The sequence below is a fragment of the Sinorhizobium psoraleae genome (assembly GCF_013283645.1).
Classification (GTDB): domain Bacteria; phylum Pseudomonadota; class Alphaproteobacteria; order Rhizobiales; family Rhizobiaceae; genus Sinorhizobium; species Sinorhizobium psoraleae.
In genome coordinates, this window is the sequence record NZ_JABEKV010000001.1 from 306,010 (window position 1) to 323,530 (window position 17,521).

At 62.1% G+C, this 17,521-nt stretch carries 19 protein-coding genes; 14 read left to right on the forward strand and 5 right to left on the reverse strand.

The annotated features are described in order from the left end of the window. Positions 1-12: 12 nt before the first annotated feature. From ILFOPFJJ_RS01345 to ILFOPFJJ_RS01380, 8 genes are all read left to right on the forward strand, one after another. Positions 13-1,098 (forward strand): patatin-like phospholipase family protein, encoded by a 1,086-nt coding sequence (locus ILFOPFJJ_RS01345; RefSeq protein ID WP_173508787.1) that lies wholly within the window; start codon positions 13-15, stop codon positions 1,096-1,098. Positions 1,099-1,428: 330 nt separating this feature from the next. Further along, positions 1,429-1,698: a BufA1 family periplasmic bufferin-type metallophore gene (locus tag ILFOPFJJ_RS01350; RefSeq protein WP_173508788.1), complete on the forward strand. Its 270-nt coding sequence runs from the start codon at positions 1,429-1,431 to the stop codon at positions 1,696-1,698. A 36-nt stretch (positions 1,699-1,734) separates the two neighbouring features. Beyond that, the gene (gene bufB / locus ILFOPFJJ_RS01355) at positions 1,735-2,766 is read left to right on the forward strand and encodes an MNIO family bufferin maturase (protein WP_173508789.1); all 1,032 of its coding nucleotides are present in this window, start codon (positions 1,735-1,737) and stop codon (positions 2,764-2,766) included. Then, a complete protein-coding gene (locus ILFOPFJJ_RS01360; protein WP_173508790.1) occupies positions 2,753-3,553 on the forward strand; it encodes an HvfC/BufC family peptide modification chaperone in 801 nt (266 codons plus the stop codon). Before bufB ends, ILFOPFJJ_RS01360 begins: the two co-directional genes overlap by 14 nt. Continuing rightward, positions 3,550-4,023: a DoxX family protein gene (locus tag ILFOPFJJ_RS01365; protein WP_173508791.1), complete on the forward strand. Its 474-nt coding sequence runs from the start codon at positions 3,550-3,552 to the stop codon at positions 4,021-4,023. The genes ILFOPFJJ_RS01360 and ILFOPFJJ_RS01365 overlap by 4 nt, the downstream gene beginning before the upstream one ends. Before the next feature lie 3 nt (positions 4,024-4,026). Further along, a complete protein-coding gene (locus tag ILFOPFJJ_RS01370; RefSeq protein ID WP_173508792.1) occupies positions 4,027-5,343 on the forward strand; it encodes an NAD(P)/FAD-dependent oxidoreductase in 1,317 nt (438 codons plus the stop codon). 2 nt (positions 5,344-5,345) lie between these two features. Further along, on the forward strand, positions 5,346-7,268 hold the full coding sequence (locus ILFOPFJJ_RS01375; RefSeq protein ID WP_173508793.1) for an adenylate/guanylate cyclase domain-containing protein: 1,923 nt from the start codon (positions 5,346-5,348) through the stop codon (positions 7,266-7,268). Then, complete coding sequence (locus ILFOPFJJ_RS01380) at positions 7,204-7,581, forward strand: DUF3307 domain-containing protein (protein ID WP_173508794.1); 378 nt, start codon at positions 7,204-7,206, stop codon at positions 7,579-7,581. The genes ILFOPFJJ_RS01375 and ILFOPFJJ_RS01380 overlap by 65 nt, the downstream gene beginning before the upstream one ends. A gap of 181 nt (positions 7,582-7,762) precedes the next feature. Here ILFOPFJJ_RS01380 and ILFOPFJJ_RS01385 read toward each other — a convergent pair whose 3' ends face one another. Then, on the reverse strand, positions 7,763-8,545 hold the full coding sequence (locus ILFOPFJJ_RS01385) for a DUF429 domain-containing protein (protein ID WP_173510120.1): 783 nt from the start codon (positions 8,543-8,545) through the stop codon (positions 7,763-7,765). Between the two features lie 82 nt (positions 8,546-8,627). After that, complete coding sequence (locus ILFOPFJJ_RS01390) at positions 8,628-9,137, reverse strand: hypothetical protein (protein ID WP_173508795.1); 510 nt, start codon at positions 9,135-9,137, stop codon at positions 8,628-8,630. Positions 9,138-9,336: 199 nt separating this feature from the next. Here ILFOPFJJ_RS01390 and ILFOPFJJ_RS01395 point away from each other — a divergent pair, with 199 nt between their 5' ends. Beyond that, positions 9,337-9,498: a hypothetical protein gene (locus tag ILFOPFJJ_RS01395; RefSeq protein WP_173508796.1), complete on the forward strand. Its 162-nt coding sequence runs from the start codon at positions 9,337-9,339 to the stop codon at positions 9,496-9,498. Positions 9,499-9,617: 119 nt separating this feature from the next. On the opposite strand, the gene ILFOPFJJ_RS01400 is transcribed toward ILFOPFJJ_RS01395, so the two are convergent. Further along, the gene (locus ILFOPFJJ_RS01400) at positions 9,618-10,925 is read right to left on the reverse strand and encodes an amidase (protein ID WP_173508797.1); all 1,308 of its coding nucleotides are present in this window, start codon (positions 10,923-10,925) and stop codon (positions 9,618-9,620) included. 208 nt (positions 10,926-11,133) lie between these two features. Here ILFOPFJJ_RS01400 and ILFOPFJJ_RS01405 point away from each other — a divergent pair, with 208 nt between their 5' ends. The 5 genes from ILFOPFJJ_RS01405 (at position 11,134) to ppa (ending at position 16,842) form a co-directional block, all read left to right on the forward strand. Continuing rightward, positions 11,134-11,355: a KTSC domain-containing protein gene (locus tag ILFOPFJJ_RS01405; protein ID WP_173508798.1), complete on the forward strand. Its 222-nt coding sequence runs from the start codon at positions 11,134-11,136 to the stop codon at positions 11,353-11,355. A 306-nt stretch (positions 11,356-11,661) separates the two neighbouring features. Beyond that, positions 11,662-13,224: an alkaline phosphatase D family protein gene (locus ILFOPFJJ_RS01410; protein WP_173508799.1), complete on the forward strand. Its 1,563-nt coding sequence runs from the start codon at positions 11,662-11,664 to the stop codon at positions 13,222-13,224. Positions 13,225-13,360: 136 nt separating this feature from the next. Beyond that, entirely contained in the window at positions 13,361-15,187 is a 1,827-nt protein-coding gene (gene typA, locus ILFOPFJJ_RS01415) for a translational GTPase TypA (protein WP_173508800.1), read from the forward strand. A gap of 199 nt (positions 15,188-15,386) precedes the next feature. Further along, positions 15,387-15,893 (forward strand): GNAT family N-acetyltransferase, encoded by a 507-nt coding sequence (locus tag ILFOPFJJ_RS01420; RefSeq protein ID WP_173508801.1) that lies wholly within the window; start codon positions 15,387-15,389, stop codon positions 15,891-15,893. Between the two features lie 415 nt (positions 15,894-16,308). After that, positions 16,309-16,842, forward strand: coding sequence for an inorganic diphosphatase (ppa, locus tag ILFOPFJJ_RS01425; protein ID WP_173508802.1), 534 nt, complete (start codon positions 16,309-16,311; stop codon positions 16,840-16,842). Between the two features lie 9 nt (positions 16,843-16,851). On the opposite strand, the gene ILFOPFJJ_RS01430 is transcribed toward ppa, so the two are convergent. Further along, on the reverse strand, positions 16,852-17,172 hold the full coding sequence (locus ILFOPFJJ_RS01430; protein ID WP_173508803.1) for a DUF167 domain-containing protein: 321 nt from the start codon (positions 17,170-17,172) through the stop codon (positions 16,852-16,854). After that, positions 17,173-17,469, reverse strand: coding sequence for a YggT family protein (locus tag ILFOPFJJ_RS01435; RefSeq protein WP_136505441.1), 297 nt, complete (start codon positions 17,467-17,469; stop codon positions 17,173-17,175). Between the last annotated feature and the right edge of the window lie 52 nt (positions 17,470-17,521).

Genomic DNA, 17,521 nt, shown 5'->3' on the forward strand with positions numbered 1-17,521 from the left:
AGGAGCAGAGCCATGAACAAGCACATCCAAGTGGGCCCGCCGGAATCCGAACACGCGGTGCGGCGCTCCGAGCCCGACATGCGCCCGCCGCGAACGATAAACCTCGCGCTTCAGGGCGGGGGTGCGCACGGCGCATTCACCTGGGGCGTGCTCGACCGGCTGCTCGACGAGGTGAACCTCTCCTTCGACGGCATCGTTGCGACCAGTGCCGGCGCGATGAACGCCGCGGTCCTGGCCTATGGGCTTGCGGAAGGCGGCCGCAGCGGCGCGCAGAAGGCGCTCGCCAATTTCTGGCGCCGCATCAGCCATGCGGCAGCCTTCAGTCCGCTGCAGCCGAGTGTGCTTGACCGTGTAACGGGGTCGAAATCATTGGAGTTTTCGCCGGCCTTCGTCATTTTCGACATGGTGACACGGCTGCTCTCGCCCTATCAGTTCAACCCGTTGAACTACAATCCGCTGCGCCAGGTTCTGGAGCAATCGATCGACCTCGATGCGATCCGCATGTCCCGCTGTCCCGTGAAGCTCAACATCTGCGCGACCAACGTGCGCTCCGGCAAGGTCAAGGTGTTTTCCAATGACGAGATCTCGATCGACGCCGTAATGGCCTCGGCCTGCCTGCCGTTCCTGTTTCAAGCCGTCGAGATCGACGGCGAGGCCTATTGGGACGGAGGCTACATGGGAAACCCTGCCATTTTCCCGCTGATCTACGGCTGCGACACGCCGGACGTGCTGGTGGTACACATCAATCCGCTGGAGCGAACGGAACTGCCGCGCACTGCGGCGGAAATCCTGAACAGGATCAACGAAATAAGCTTCAACTCGTCATTGTTGAGGGAGATGCGGGCAATCGCCTTCGTGACGCACCTGATCGATTCCGAGGCCGGCAATTCACTTGGCCTCAAACGTGTCTTCGTACACGGCATCTCCGACGATGAGACGATGAGAAACCTCAGCGTCTCAAGCAAACTCAATGCCGAGTGGGGAGCCCTCGTAGACCTCCGTGACCGCGGTCGACAGTGCGCGGAGGACTGGCTGATGGCGAACTACGACGCGATAGGGAAGCGTTCGAGCGTCGATATCAGTACGCGTTATCTCTAGAGCGGGATGAGGAAAAATGTGAAGCGGTTTTCCGCCCACATCCCGCTCTAAACCAAATCATCGTGATGTAGGGCGTTCGACGCTTCCCGACCAATCGCAGCGCGTCGCCACGGAGTGCGCGCAAGCCCTCGTTGCCATCTTCCCTCCCGATGGCAGTCTTGCCCCCTCCCGGGGGCTTTTTTTCGTCCTGGGTGCGCCCATCGCTGACGGATAGTTCGGCCTATCGAAACCATGCCTGAACAGCATTTCAAACAGCGCGAGCGGTCTGCGAAGCTTCTCAGCATCAGGCCGATGTGCGGTCTGAACAATGTCAGATCCAGGAGATGTTCAATGATCAACACTCGTACGCTCATCAGTTCCGCGCTTGCGGCGATCGCCTCCGTCTCGGCTTCCACGGCTTCGGCGGGGCCGGCCGCCCAGCCCGACTTCTCGTTCGAGAAGTGCTACGGCATCGTCAAGGCCGGGCAGAACGACTGCCAGACGGCAACCCATTCCTGCGCGGGCACGTCAACGATGGACGACCAGGTCGACGCCTGGATCTACGTGCCTGCCGGCACCTGCGGAAAGATCGCCGGCGGCAGCAACGCCCCGAAGGCCTGACGGCCCCGCGACAGCAAGCAAAAAGGGAGTAGACCGATGCCCAAGACGTTTCCAACCCACCCGATGCCGTGCGCTGCGGGCATCGGCCTCCGTTCCATACACATTGCCGAGATGCTTTCCCGCAGGCCTGCTGCGGGTTGGCTCGAAGTCCATGCCGAAAACTACATGGGCCAATCAGCGGCCGTGGATGCGCTCGAGAAGCTGCGCGAGGTTTATCCGCTTTCGGTGCACGGCGTCGGACTGTCGCTCGGCAGCGCCTCAGGTCTCGACCGAGCGCATCTGGAGCGGCTGCGCCTCGTCTGCCAACGCTTTCAGCCAGCGATCGTCTCCGAACACCTTGCGTGGAGCGTCGCCGATGGCGCCTACCTCAACGACCTTCTGCCGCTCCGTTATGACGATGAGGCACTTGCCATCGTTTCCGCGAACGTCGGCCGGCTGCAGGACACGCTCAAGCGCCAGGTGTTCATCGAAAACCTCTCCGCCTATCTCGCCTTCGCTGAATCGAGCATGACCGAGGCCGAATTCCTGAGCGAGCTCGTCAACCGGACCGGTTGCGGCTTGTTGCTGGACGTCAACAACGTCCATGTCTCAGCAAGCAACCTCGATTTCGATGCACTGGCCTTCATCGACGCCCTGCCTGCCGACGCGATCGGTGAAATTCACCTTGCCGGCCACGCGGTCAATGAAATCGACGGCGACGTCATTCTCATCGACGACCATGGGTCTCGTGTGCCGCCGGCCGTCTGGTCGCTCTATGCCCACGCGCTCCGCAGGATCGGCCCTCGGCCGACACTCATCGAATGGGACACGGATGTGCCGCCGCTCGAGGTCCTGTTGGGCGAAGCGATGTGGGCCGACATGCTCGCCCGTCGGATCGCCTTCGACGAACGCCTCGAGGAGCCGCCGGTTACTGTGCCAGACGGCCGTTTCGAGACCATGAGGTTGCCCGGCCGCGACGGCACAACTGGCATCCTTTTCCCGGCGCTCGCCGCAACAGCGGCAGTCAAAGCCGCTTGCGGCAAGTGCGCATCGGATCATTGCAGGAGGAACGGCCATGTCTTCCATTGAAACGCTGCAGAGTGTCGTCGCGCGTGCGGTTCTGACGACCGGGCCGGCAGATATCCTGCCGCTTCTGGCACGGGGTCGTTTCGATCCCGCAAGGCGGTTCAACATCTACCGCAACAATACACTGGTCTCGCTCACCACGACCTTGAAGGCCGTCTTTCCCGTGACGGTGCGGCTGCTCGATGAACGCTACTTCAGTTATGTCGCCGGCCGCTTCACCCGGAGCAGCCCGCCACGAGAGCCGCGCCTTTCGCGGTACGGTGCAGGATTTGCGCCATTTCTCGCGAACTTCGAGGGAACCGCCGATATGCCCTTCGTCTCTGAGGTCGCGCGCCTCGAGTGGAAGATCGCCGAAGCGCTCGACGCCCCGTTGGAGCGGCCAAGTACACTCATCGAACTCTATGAGCGGCTTTCGAGTGGGTCCTTCGTGCTTTTCTTGCAGCCTTCGCTGCGACTTGTTCTTTGCCGTTGGCCCGCCCTCAGCATATGGGCGGCGCATCAGCATGGAGGCGAACCCGACAGACTCGCGGACCTCAACCGCGAACCGGAGCGCATCGCGCTCTGGAGACATGATGACACCGTTCGCTTCCTGCGCCTCGACGCCGCGGAGTTTGCGTTTTGGCATGTGTTGAGGCGGGGCAAGGGACTCGAGGCTGCGGTTGCCCGCGCCTGCCGCCACTCGCCTGAGTTCGATATCGCACGAGCGGTGACAGGCCTTTTCGTCAGCGAGCTCGTCACCGGCATCCATCGCACGAAGGAGTCTTCCAACCAGCAGGAGAGAGTGTCATGACCACAATGCGCGCAACACCGATCAGCATTTCCAGAACGATATACAGGCTTCACGACACTGTCGTGGAGTGGACGACCGCCCTGCCGCTATCGATCGTGCAGTTTGCATCGCGCGTGGCGGTCGCAGAGGTATTCTGGCAGTCCGCCCAGACGAAGCTCGCCTCATGGCCGGTCACGCTCCAGCTGTTCGCCTTCGAATATCGCTTGCCGCTGCTCGATCCCGGGCTGGCCGCCCTCATGGCGACGGCGGCGGAACTCAGTGGCGCGGCGATGCTCGGATTGGGACTGCTCGCGCGGCTCGCCTCGCTGATGCTGCTCGGCGTCGTCGCGACCATCCAGATCTTCGTCTACCCGGATCATTGGGTCGAGCATCTGATGTGGACGAGCCTGCTCATGCTCATTCTTTCGCGAGGCGCCGGCGTGTTTTCAGTCGATCATCTGGTCGCCCGACGCATCCGTGCCGGAGGCTGAGTGATGTCAGTGACGCCTGTTCAGAGCGGCTCCGTGCCGGGCGAAATTGCGACCGGCACGGACCAGGCAAAGCACCGGCCGCGTGTGGTCATTCTCGGTGCGGGCTTCGGCGGCCTGAACGCGGCGATGACGCTTCGCCGCGCGCCGGTCGAAGTCACCGTCATCGACCGGCGAAACTATCACCTGTTCCAGCCTCTCCTTTACCAGGTAGCGACCGCGGGGCTCTCGCCGGCGCAGATCGCCATGCCGATCCGCCGCATTCTTTCGCGGCAGTCGAATGCCACGGTCCTGATGGACAAGGTCGAGGCGGTCGATACCGCCGCTGGATGCGTCGTGACTGGCAGCCGGCGCATCCCATATGATTATCTGATCGTCGCGACCGGCGCCCGCCACACTTATTTCGGCAACGACATCTGGGCGGACCACGCCCCGGGCCTCAAGACAATCACGGATGCGACGGCGATCCGCGCCCGCATCCTCTCCGCCTTCGAACGGGCGGAGGTGACCGATGATCCCCGTTTGCGTCAGAGGCTGTTGACCTTCGTCGTTGTCGGCGGCGGGCCGACCGGCGTCGAGCTCGCCGGCGCGATCGCCGAGCTCTCCCGAAGGACGATCGTTCACGATTTCCGGCGCATCGATTCATCCTCCGCCCGGGTCGTGCTCGTCGAGGCGGGTGAGCGGATATTGCCGGCGATGCCGCCTTGCCTTTCGAGAAAGGCCCAGAGACAACTCGAAAAGCTTGGCGTCGAGGTCGTGCTCGGCAATGCCGTCGCCGGCTGTGATGACAGCGGTGTACGGCTGGTCGACGGAACTGAAATCGGCTCCGCCTGCATTCTCTGGGCCGCGGGCGTCATGGCTTCGCGCGCCGCCAAGTGGATCGGTGCGGCGGCCGACCGCGCCGGACGAGTCATCGTCGACGAGCGCCTCAATCCACCAGGGCACGACGAAATATTCGTCATCGGTGACACGGCCTCGGTCACCGATGCGGCCGGACGTCCTGTACCGGGCGTGGCGCCGGCAGCCAAGCAGATGGGGCGTTATGCAGCCTACGCCATTCTCGGCGACATGGCGGGACGGCACCCGGCGCCGTTCCGCTATCGTGACTACGGCAATCTCGCGACTATCGGCCGCAAGGCAGCGGTCGCGGATTTCGGCAAGACCAGGCTCTCCGGCTATCCGGCATGGCTCGTCTGGAACTTCGCCCATCTCTGGTTCCTCGTCGGCTTCCGCAACCGCCTCGTCGTCTTTCTCGACTGGGCCGTCGCATATGCCCGCAACGATCGCGCCGCGCGGCTGATTACCGGTCACCATGAGGCCTAGCGATGTATCGCCCGAAGCTCGCCCAGGTCATCATCGTTATCCTCATGCTAGCGGTGCTCTCCACTGCCGCGCTGATCCATCTCATCTGGCAGCGTGCAGCCGGCGAGAACATCGAGGAGATCGTCGCGAGTCTCGATGCCCAGACGGCGGGATCCGTCAGGAACGACCTATCCCGGACGTTGTCGCTCGTGACGAGCACCGCCGAAGTTGTCCGCTCCATCTTCTTCCAAGGTGCGATCAGCGCCAATGACGAGGTCAAGCGCGAGTTCCTGTTCCTGTCGCTGCTGCGCGAGCAGCCGGCGATCGACTGGATCGGCTTCGGTTTTCCGGATGGGCGCTTTTTCGGATCGCATGCGACCGCCGACGGCCGCATCGAGATGGTCGAGATCGGCGCCGCTGAAGCTGGCGAACTCCGTCCGTTGCGGCGCGATCTGTACAGACCGATCCCGGGCGACATCTTTTTCGAGGAGCGCATCAAGGCGGAGAGCGCCTATGTGGCACTCGGCGCCCCGTGGTATCGATTGGGCAAGGAAACCGGAGAGCCTGTCTGGGTGGTCACCAATGTGCTGCCGAACGGTTTCGAGCCCGCCATGGTGCTATCGAAGCGCGTCGTGAGCTTCGGAAAGTTTACCGGCGTGGTGATGGTGGCCGTGAGCCTCCGGCGCCTCTCTGAGGCGTTGCAGGCGCTTGAACTGCCGGCGCTCGGCAAAGCATTCGTTCTCGACAGCCGCGGGCGCGTCCTTGCGACATCGCAACCCTCCGACGGCGTTATGGCGGCGCATTTTTCCGACTTTCCGGCCGCCGATGCCGTGGCGACGGCCGCCGCCGAGGCTGTCGCGGCCAATAAGGTCGATGCCTTCCGCGTCGTCGTGCCAAACGCTTTGCTCGGGCCCGTCTTCGTGTCGTCGTCGCGCCTGCCGTTCGAGAACTGGCGTCTTGTCACCGCCACCCCCCGCTCAACCTTTGCAAGCGGCATCGACAAGAATATCCAGCGTATAGCGGCAGTCGTGGTCGCCATCGCCGCGCTTGCCGCAGCAACTGCCGTCGGCTTTGCAAATTTTCTCTTCGCCCGTCCGCTCGCCCGACTGGCAGAGCAATTGCGTGCGGTCGAGCGCTTCTCGCTGGAGAGCATCCGCCATCATCCGACCTTCCTCGCCGAGCTCAATGATTTGTCGCAGGCGTTGAAGCGGATGGCGGCCGGACTTTCAGCCTTCGCCCGCTACATGCCGCTCGACGTCGTGCGACCGCTGGTCGAAGGTGGCATCGAGCCGAAACCCGGTGGCGAGCTCTGCGAAGTGACGGTGATGTTCGCCGACCTGCCCGGTTTCACCGAGCTGACCGAGAGGCTCGGACCCGGCGTGGAGCCGCATCTGACGCGCTTCCTGACGATTGCGGTTGCCGCTGTCCATGCGGAGGGCGGCACGGTCGACAAGTTCATCGGGGATGCCGTTATGGCGATCTGGAACGCGCCGGGCAAGCAGGCGGATCATGCCGCCCGCGCCTGCCGCACGGCTGTCGCGATCCGGACGGCAATGCATGACGACCCGCCAATCGCGGCCGGCGAGAATGCGATCCGCGTACGCATCGGCATCAACAGCGGCACGGCGCTGATTGGCAATATCGGTTCCGCCGAGCGGCTGAGCTACACCGCCATCGGCGACACGGTCAATCTCGCGAGCCGACTGGTGAATGTGGCCAAGGAGCGCGGCGTCGAAATCGTGCTCAGCGACGCGACCATGCGCGAGCTCGGGACAGAGCCGGCAACGAGACCGCTCGGGCTTGCGACGGTGCGCGGCAAGGCCAGGCCCGTTGGCGTACATACGATTGACCAGCCAAAAGTTCGGTCCGCGGGAGGAAGCGATGGAAATGGCGATTACGACGGTGGCGATGCTCGCTTGCCTGCAACTCAAGCACTTTGTCGTTGACTATGTGCTGCAGCCAGCCTGGATCCTGCGCGGCAAGGGCAATTTCCGCATGATCGGCGGCTATGTGCATGCGGGCGGGCACGCGCTCGGAACCGTGCCGGCGCTGATGCTCGCCAGCGCTGGCATGACGCGCGTCGCGATTCTCGTGCTCGCGGAATTCCTGGCTCATTATCTCATAGACTACGGCAAGGCATTGCTGTCGCGGCATAGCCGCGCCGATGCGACGACCCGGGCCTACTGGGCCATGCACGGCGCCGACCAATTGATGCACCAGCTCACCTATGCGGCGCTGATCCTTGCCGCGCTGACCTAAGAGCCCGACGATGATCGTAGTTTGTTTCCGTTCTGGAAAATCGAGTCCAGATGCAACACGGACGTGTGGAGAGCAGGGCATTACCCGCATCCGCGCAAATGCGCCATAAAGACCTCGGCGGCCGTGCGATAGCCGAGACACTTGCGCGGGGACTTGATGGCAGACCCTCTCCGCCAGTAAATCACACCTCGCCAGTGATCGCGCCACCCGCCGACATCGCCGCCCTATTCTCCGCCAAAGCCTGCCTTGCCCAACACGCCCAGAGCTCGGGAGGCGGTAGCCAGAACCAGCCTCCTTTGTCATCCCCAACGACTTCCGATTTGCCGACTAAGGCGCATGCCGCCGTCAGGAGGCAGATCCACGCTGCGCGCTTTTCGTGATCCCGCTCGGCTGTGACCTTCCGAAGCAGAACCTCGTTGCTCCAGCCGATGGACCGAAGGAGGTTTTCGAGGACGCCGCATTCTACGGCGTGGTCGTACAGCCAGTCGAATTTCTTGCGCTTCGCCGCCCTGGACATGGCAAAACGCTGATCCTCGAGAAGAACGCCGAGAAAGGCGTTGGGAAAAGCCTCGATGATCGCGGTGCCGGGAACGACGGATTTGCCGAGCATGCGCGCAGCTGCAAGATGCCTGATCTGCGCGGCTGTCTCTGCGGCAGCTTTTCGAAGGTTTCGACCATAGCCGTGGTGGCTGAGCCCCGGCTTGCAACGCGCATGGAAGGCGCCGCGGATAAAGAGCCGCTCGCACAAGCGGTCGAGATCATCGGGAGCGTCGGGCGGCGTCAAGGGTCCGTCGATCGCGATAACGGCGAATGTCGTCGACGCGGGAATGTGACTCTTTCGGCGTTCCCAGTCGGTGTACGTCCTCGCAGCACCGAGATCCTCGCCGACGCTCCACGCGATTCCGGTGGTCGGTCGCGACAGCGAGTATCCGACGTCAATGCCAAGCAGGTTTTCGAAGCTCATTTCTTTCAACACTCAGCTCCCAACCCGTCAAATCTCCGAGGAGAAAGCCACTCCTTCGTCCGAAAGATCAAGCCTGCAGCCCTTACCCTCGTGCGTTCGCGCGCAGCCATATCTCCAACGCCGCGATCATCGTCAATCTGAGGCTTGCGCCACGGGCAAGCGCATGGGCGAGGGAGCGGTCGTGGGGTGGGAACCCGATTTCGTGCATCACGTCGTCCAGCTTCAACCGGCGTCGGAACATGATCGCTTCGATCTCGGCGATTGTGGAGGGGAGCAGATAGCGGCCGCTTGCGATAGGAGCCTCCGCGGCACGCGCAGACGGCGTGGGAGTGAAGGCCAGTGCCGCCGTTGCCGATGGGGCGCCGGTAGCCGCGAGCCAGGTCAGAAAGGCATCGCGCTCGGTGCCAGTCGCCTTCCTCCAGGAGTTCTTGAGCTTGTCCAGCCGGGTGCGCTCCGGTTTTATCCCGGCGATCGCGAGGGCTTTGCGCAAGGATGGGATCTTGCCGGCAACAAAAGCGCCATGGACGTCAGGGAATTCGGACCTGAGCCGCTGCAGATAGTGTGCATTGTCCAGCTTCGTCTTCTTCGCCATTCTCACATCCGGCATCGAACTTCGGTGATCCTCTATCGTGCTTGGAAGGTAAGCGCGAGCGAAAAGGCTGGCTGGGAGATCGCCGTCGCGCTGTTGAAAGACCGCGGCCGGCGATTTTGCCTCAAGCTCTGCACAAGTCGGCGCGCCTAACCATCGCATCAACTGCCGGAATGTAACGCGGCGAAGAAAGGACGATGCGATGTCCAACGATATCGAGCACTATAGCGACCCTGAGGATGCGACCGTGGCCCTGTTCCTTATGAGCAATGACGGTGACGAACTCACTGATATCCTGGTTGCCGCGCTCGAAGATGCATTTAGGATCCTCGACGAGGGTTGGATGTCCCAGACGATGCATTGAGGCTAGAACATCCCGCTTTCAGGTGGGATCACCGAAAGCGGATAAGATGCTCCAGGACCAAAGTGCTAGAGCGTCCTTTGTGCGTTCATTTGAACGCACGGCGCTCTAGGCCGCGTCGTTCAGCCGTCTTGCAGCAACCCTTCGACCGACGCGCTCGCGGCCAGGAGCATTCCGTCCGTCCCGCTCCGCCCCACCAGCATCAAACCCGCCGGCAGCCTTGTGCCTGCCATCGGCAGCGTGATTGCCGTGAGATCGAACTGGTTGGCCACTTGCGTGTTGCGCAACAGCAGATCCTCGACGCGACGGTACTCCATTTTGTCCTGGTCGACCGAGGCGATGGCGACGGCGGGAATCGGCGTAGTCGGCAGCAGGATGAGATCGTAGGGCGTCAGCCGCTCGTCCATGGCGCGAACGAGATCTTGCCGCGTCCGCAGCAGCTTTTCGTGCGCCGCGTCGGAGACCGCAAGGCGGCGGCGCAGCGTCGCTTTTACCCGGCTATCGACCGGCGCATCCTCGTCCTCGAGCCAGCCCCGGTGGATCCGGCTGCCTTCTATCCCCGCGATCGAGCCGATCGAAGTCGCTTCGGCAAAGCGGTTGAGGAGATCGTCGATCACGCAGTCGACGAGTGTTACGCCGGCACGCGAGAGGATTTGCAGGCTTCCCTCGAAGGCCTCCGCAATCTCGGGCGTCAGATTTTCGAGGAGCGCTCCCTTCGGAATGCCGAGCGTCAGGCCATCGAGCGGCAGCGGCGCGAGTGGCTTCGGTGTCTCGCCGGCCATGATCGCGTCGGCAAGCGCGCAGTTGGCGACGGTTCGTGCGAGCGGGCCGATCGAATCGAGGCTTGGGGAGAGCGGAAATGCGCCATTTAGGGGCACGCGCCGGGCCGTCGGCTTGAAGCCGACGAGGCCGTTCAGCGCCGCCGGAATGCGAACCGATCCGCCGGTGTCGGAGCCGATGGCGATGTCGCTGGTGCCCTCCGCCGCCGAGACGGCCGCGCCGGACGATGAACCGCCGGGAACGAGGCTCGCGTCGATCGCATTGCCGGGCGCAGGATAGTGCGGGTTGAGGCCGACAGCGGTGAAAGCGAACTCAGTCATGTGAGTCTTGCCGATGATGACGGCACCGGCCGTGCGCAGCCGCTGTACGATCATTGCATCTGCCGTGGCCGGTTCTGCCGCCCGGCGAATGACCGAGCCGGCAAGCGTCGGCTCGCCGGCGACGTCGAAGAGGTCCTTGATCGAGACGATCCGGCCGTCGAGCGGACCGAGGCTCTTTCCATCGCTCAGCCTTCGGTCGGCGGCGTCGGCTTCGGCGCGGGCGGCGTCCGCATAGAGTTTCATGAAGACGCGTTCTTCGTCCCGGCGTGCATACAGGCGGGCAAGGATTGTTTCGAGCCGGTCGCGAGAGGGGGTATTTGATCGGAGCAAGGCGAAAGACCTCGTGAATGGGATAGCCGTTGCTGCATGATTCCTTAAATCGGAACCGATTTATGGGCGAAATCGTGCAGCAATTCAAAGTGCTGCAGCCGTCCCTTGGGCGTTCATCGCGTGCGGCCGGCCGTCGTTTATAAGTCCGGGTATTTGATATATAATAGGAGTTTACCAGCGACTTCTGGAATTCGATCGGGAGGCGCCAATGCCAATGCTGAAATCGTCCGCGATCCTGGACTCTTCCGCAATCCAGCGCGTCAATTACGACGCACGCCACCGAACCTTGAGCGTTTGGTTCGTCGGCAATCGCAGGCCTTACCATTACCTCGATGTCTCGGAGAGCGTTTACGAGGAACTTGTGCACGCAGATTCCGCCGGCAGCTACTTCAACAACCACGTCCGGGATCACTACGATTTCACACATTGAAGCGGAATGAGGAGAGGCGACACCCCCAGCCCCTTCCCAAGGCTAGGGAGCTTACAGTGCCCGCCGCGACCGGCTGCCATTCCCGAAAATTCGATCCACTGCAACATTCAGATAAGGCGAAGCGTGCGAAGGGGCGAGCCGCGGTGACGGAGGCTCTAGCCCCGCTCGCTCATCGCCGCTCCTTCACAGAACTGTCGCCAAACCGTTCAAATAGTTTCATCTCCCTGTAAAGCCGCTGACATGCGGCTCGCCAAAGGTCCCTCGCAAACTCGATGATTCGTGAAGCACGGAACCGGAGGCGGATATTTGGCCGACATTCGAAGCACGCTGACCAGGCGCTCTTTTCTCTTCTCCGCCGGCGCCGCCGGTTTCGCCGCTTCTTCTGGCGTTGCCACTCCCTTCTACGCCCGTGGTTATGGGCGGCCGGAATTCCCGCACGGCGTGCAGTCCGGCGATGTCGATACGCAGTCGGGGATGATCTGGACGCGCGTCGATCGGCCGGCGCGCGTGGCGGTCGAGTATTCGACCACGGAAGGCTTCTCGAACGCCGTTCGGCTTCCTGATATCGATGCGACGCCGCGGAGCGATTGCGCGGTCAAATGCCGGCTCGACAGCCTGCTGCCGGACCAGGACATCTTTTACCGCTTCACCGCAACCGATCTCTACGATGGCAATCGTGTTTCGGAACCGGTCGTCGGGCGGTTCCGTACGGCGCCCTTGCGCAGACGGTCGGTGCGTTTCGTCTGGTCCGGCGATACGGCCGGTCAGGGCTGGGGCATCGACGAGGTCGGGATGAAGACCTATTCGACCATCTGTCTGCACGAGCCGGATTTCCTCATCCATTCGGGCGACACGATCTATGCCGACAATCCTATACCGGATGAGATCAAGCTCCGGGACGGCGGTATGTGGAAAAACCGGATCGTGACGCCCGAGAAGCGCGATGTCGCCCGCACACTGGAGGAATATCGCGGCCAGTGGAAATACAATCTGCTCGACGAACACGTGCGCGGGCTGAACGCCGTCTGCCCGACCTTCTATCAATGGGACGACCACGAAGTGCTCAACAACTGGTCGGCCTCGACCAACCTTCGCGACGATCCGCGCTATCCGGAGAAGGACGTGACGGTCTATGCGGCCCGGGCCGCGCGCGCCTTTCACGAGATGACACCGATCCGCACCTTGCCGACGCAGCCCGGACGCATCTTCCGTAAGGTCGCCTATGGGCCGCTGTTGGACGTGTTCTTCGTCGATCTGCGCTCCTATCGCGGCCCCAACCAGGGGGAGGGCGATGCCGGCCTCTTCGGCTGGCGGCAGGCGGACTGGCTGAAGCGGGAGCTCGCGGCATCTCGTGCCACCTGGAAGGTCATCGCCTGTGACATGCCGATCGGCCTTGTCGTCTGGGATGATTATTCGCAGAGGCGCGGGTCGGATGCGATCGCCAATGGCGACAGCGGCGCGCCGATGGGCAGGGAGACGGAATTCGCCGACCTGCTCCGGTTCATCCGCGACAACGCGATCGAGAACATCGTCTGGCTGACGGCGGACGTGCATTACACGGCGGCCCACCACTACGATCCGTCCCGCGCGGCCTTCAAGGAATTCCTGCCCTTCTGGGAATTCGTTTCCGGCCCCCTGCACTCCGGCACCTACGGTCCGAAGGAGCTCGACATGACCTTCGGCCCGGAGGTTCGCTTCATCAAGGCGTCTGGCGGCGGCATCGACAGCAACCTGCCGCCGTCCGCTGGCTTGCAATTCTTCGGCATCGTCGACATCAGCGGCCGGACGCAACAGATGACCGTGCGGCTGATGGATCGGCAGGACAAGGAACTCTGGCGCGTGACGCTCGATCCGGCGGCAGCAGCGTGAGCCCGCAGAGCTCTGTGCAGAGCTGGTCTGCGTCCCGGCCCCCTTTCGCTCCTGCAAAAAAACCTGTATGAGCGCGGCAACTGAAAAAGCGGTACCCGCCTTGTCGCGCGTGCCCTCGAACTTTCCGAGACAAAAAATGAGCATTCGTAACATCGCGATCATCGCGCACGTCGACCATGGGAAGACCACGCTCGTCGACGAACTTCTGAAGCAATCCGGCTCTTTCCGCGAGAACCAGCGCGTCGCCGAGCGCATGATGGATTCCAACGAGCTGGAAAAAGAACGCGGCATCACCATCCTTGCCAAGGCGACATCGGTTGAATGGAAGGGCGTTCGCATCAACATCGTCGACACGCCCGGTCACGCCGATTTCGGCGGTGAAGTCGAACGCATTCTGTCGATGGTGGACGGTGCCATCGTTCTGGTCGACGCTGCCGAAGGCCCCATGCCGCAGACGAAATTCGTCGTCGGCAAGGCACTCAAGGTCGGGCTTCGTCCGATCGTCGCGATCAACAAGATCGATCGTCCCGACGCCCGCCACGAGGAGGTCATCAACGAAGTGTTCGATCTTTTCGCGGCGCTCGATGCCACCGATGAGCAGCTCGATTTCCCGATTCTTTACGGCTCGGGACGCAACGGTTGGATGAACGTCGCGCCGGAAGGTCCCCAGGATCAGGGTCTGGCGCCGCTGCTCGACCTCGTGCTTGAGCACGTGCCCGAGCCAACGGTTGGCGAAGGGCCGTTCCGGATGATCGGCACGATTCTCGAAGCCAACCCCTTCCTCGGCCGCATCATCACCGGCCGCATCCACTCGGGCTCGATCAAGCCGAACCAGGCTGTCAAGGTCCTCGGCCAGGACGGCAAGCTGCTCGAGTCGGGCCGCATTTCCAAGATCCTCGCCTTCCGTGGCATCGAGCGCCAGCCGATCGAGGAAGCCCATGCGGGTGACATCGTCGCGATCGCCGGCCTTTCCAAGGGCACAGTCGCCGATACATTCTGTGACCCGGCCGTCGCCGAGCCGCTGAAGGCGCAGCCGATCGATCCGCCGACCGTCACCATGTCCTTCCTCGTCAACGATTCGCCGCTTGCCGGCACCGAGGGCGACAAGGTCACGTCGCGCGTGATCCGCGACCGTCTGTTCAAGGAAGCCGAAGGCAACGTCGCGCTGAAGATCGAGGAATCCTCCGAGAAGGATTCGTTCTTTGTGTCCGGCCGCGGCGAACTGCAGCTTGCGGTGTTGATCGAGACCATGCGCCGTGAAGGCTTTGAGCTTGCCGTATCGCGTCCGCGCGTCGTCATGCACAAGGATGAAAGCGGCCAGCTTCTCGAACCGATCGAAGAAGTGGTCATCGATGTCGATGAAGAGCATTCCGGCGTCGTCGTCCAGAAGATGTCGGAGCGCAAGGCCGAAATGGCCGAGCTCCGTCCGTCCGGCGGCAACCGCGTGCGTCTCGTGTTCTTCGCGCCGACCCGCGGCCTCATCGGGTACCAGTCCGAGCTTCTGACCGACACGCGCGGCACCGCGATCATGAACCGCCTGTTCCACGACTACCAGCCTTACAAGGGTGAGATCGGTGGCCGGGTAAATGGTGTTTTGCTTTCCAACGATGCCGGCGAATCCGTGGCTTACGCGATGTTCAATCTCGAAGACCGCGGCCCGATGATCATCGAGGCGGGCGAGAAGGTCTATGCCGGCATGATCATCGGCATTCATACCCGTGATAACGATCTGGAAGTGAACGTGCTGAAGGGCAAGAAGCTCACCAACATGCGCGCATCCGGCAAAGACGAGGCGGTGAAGCTGACGCCCCCGATCCGCATGACGCTCGACCGGGCGCTGTCGTGGATCCAGGACGATGAACTGGTCGAGGTCACCCCGAAGTCGATCCGGCTTCGCAAGATGTATCTCGATCCGAACGAGCGCAAGCGCTTCGAAAAGGCCCGTACCGCCGGCGCGGCGTAAGCCACGAAAAGACCGACGCAATTGGAACCCCGGAGCGATCCGGGGTTTTTGCTGTGCGTGCCGATCGCGGGCGGCTTGCGGATAAAGTTAAAAAGGCGTTAACCTTCACTTGGATGCCGTTAAAGTTGCCTGTGGGTTAACGCCGCCCGGCAGCACGGCGGGATTCCGGTTCGCCATGTCGTGTGTTTAGAGTCAAGTCATGAAGACTGTTTCGATCGAGGTCAGGCCCGGGGAGCCGCATGAGGCGGCGGCGATTGCGGAGGTGCATCGCGTTTCCTGGCTTCAGGCCTATGGCGGCATCATTCCGCATCGCCCGCTGATCCAGATGGTCAACCGCCGCGACGAAATTTGGTGGCGCAAGGCAACGCGTGGACCGGCAACCTTACTGGTGGTCGATGTCGCCGGAACGATCGCCGGCTATGCCACGCTGGGCTTGAGCCGCGCGAGAGCCCTGCCGCAAGAGGGCGAGATCTACGAGATCTATCTGCGGCCGGAATATCAGGGCATCGGCCTCGGACGCGTTCTCTTCCGCGAGGCGAAGAGCCTCTTGAGGTCGCTTGGCTGCAAAGGCCTTGTCGTCTGGTGTCTCGAGGACAGCGAACACGCCTACAGCTTCTTCCAGACCGCCGGGGGCAGCGACATCGCCGAAGGAATGGAAGATTTCGGCGACAAATACCTGAAAAAGGTTGGTTTCGTCTGGAACTGACTGCTTAGCCGTCCCTCCGCTTCGGCAGGTAATGGGTGGGTTCGCCGGCCTTTTTCGCCGCGCTGCCGCGGTAGGCGGCTGGCATCGGTATAGATGCTGTTGTTGGCGAAAGTCGGTGCCGGAAAAAGCGCGGCAATGGCAAACTAACGAAGCGTCTTCGCCATCGTTGCTTCCTTGCGCTGAAAAACATTCACCTGCCTATTTTTGGCCGTGTCGCCCGCCTAATGCATGTTTCCCTAAATCGTAACCGATTTAAGGATAAGTGCGGCAATTCAAAGTGCTACTGTCCTTGCGCGTCTGATGACGCGCGGCGCCGTAGAGCAATTCCGCCCGTCCCGGACGAAAGTTATGTTGCATCGCGGCATGTTTCGCTTTATCCGACGGGGCGAATTTTAACCGACCCCTGGAGGTACTCATGCGGATCGACGCGATTTCCATCGGAAAGAATCCACCGGAAGATGTCAATGTAATCGTGGAAGTTCCGGTCGGCGGGCATCCGATCAAGTACGAGATGGACAAGGAAGCCGGCACGCTGGTCGTCGACCGCTTCCTCTATACGCCGATGACCTATCCGGGCAACTACGGCTTCGTCCCGCACACGCTGTCCGACGACGGCGATCCGATCGACGTTTTGATCTGCAACACCCGCCCGCTCGTGCCGGGCTGCGTCATCAATGTTCGCCCGATCGGCGTGATGATGATGGAAGACAATTCCGGTCAGGACGAAAAGATCATCGCCGTGCCGTCGGGCCATCTCACCCAGCGCTACGATAAGGTCCATGACTATACCGACCTGCCGGAAATCACGCTCAAGCAGATCGAGCATTTCTTCGAGCACTACAAGGACCTGGAGCCCGGCAAGTGGGTGAAGATCTTCGGCTGGAAGGACGTGAGCGTCGCCAAGCAACTGATCAAGGAGGCGGTCGAGCGCGCGAAGCCGAAGAAGTAATCTATTAGTCTATTCTGCCTGGCTGACGATTGCAGCCAGGCGCTTGATGACATCCTCCGGATCGGCGTCGATCCGGAGGATTTTTTTACGCTGCGTGTCGCCGGAGACGAACGAGATCCTGGTCTTCGCGATGCCGAATTGCTTCGCCAGCAACGCGATCAGCGCCTGGTTCGCTTTGCCCTTTTCCGGCACGGCGCGGACGCGAACCCTGAGGTATTCCTCGCCGTCGGCAGCGCTTTCGAAGCCGTCGATCGCATCGCGACCGCCGTTCGGCGTCAGCCGAACAGTCAGGCGGACATGGTCGTCAAGGCTCGTCAGCGCCGCGTGCACTTATATGCCGATCACCGCCGACGCGACCGTCGTGTTGAGGAAGTACCAGATGAAATAGAGGATCACCAGGACGACGAGCGGCGAGAGATCGACGCCGCCCATGTCCGGCAGGAAGCGGCGGATGGGCCGGTAGAGCGGCTCGGTCAGCTGATAGAGCGAACGGCCGATCATGTTGATCGCGTGGTTGTTCACGTTGATCACGTTGAAGGCGTAGAGCCAGGAGAAGATGGCCGACGCTATGATCAGGAACCAGGCTATGTTGATAATGAAGTTCAAGGTTGCGATGACAGCAATCATGCCAGTCTCCAGTTCGTTGTTGACAGACATGTAGACATTGGAAACTAAACGG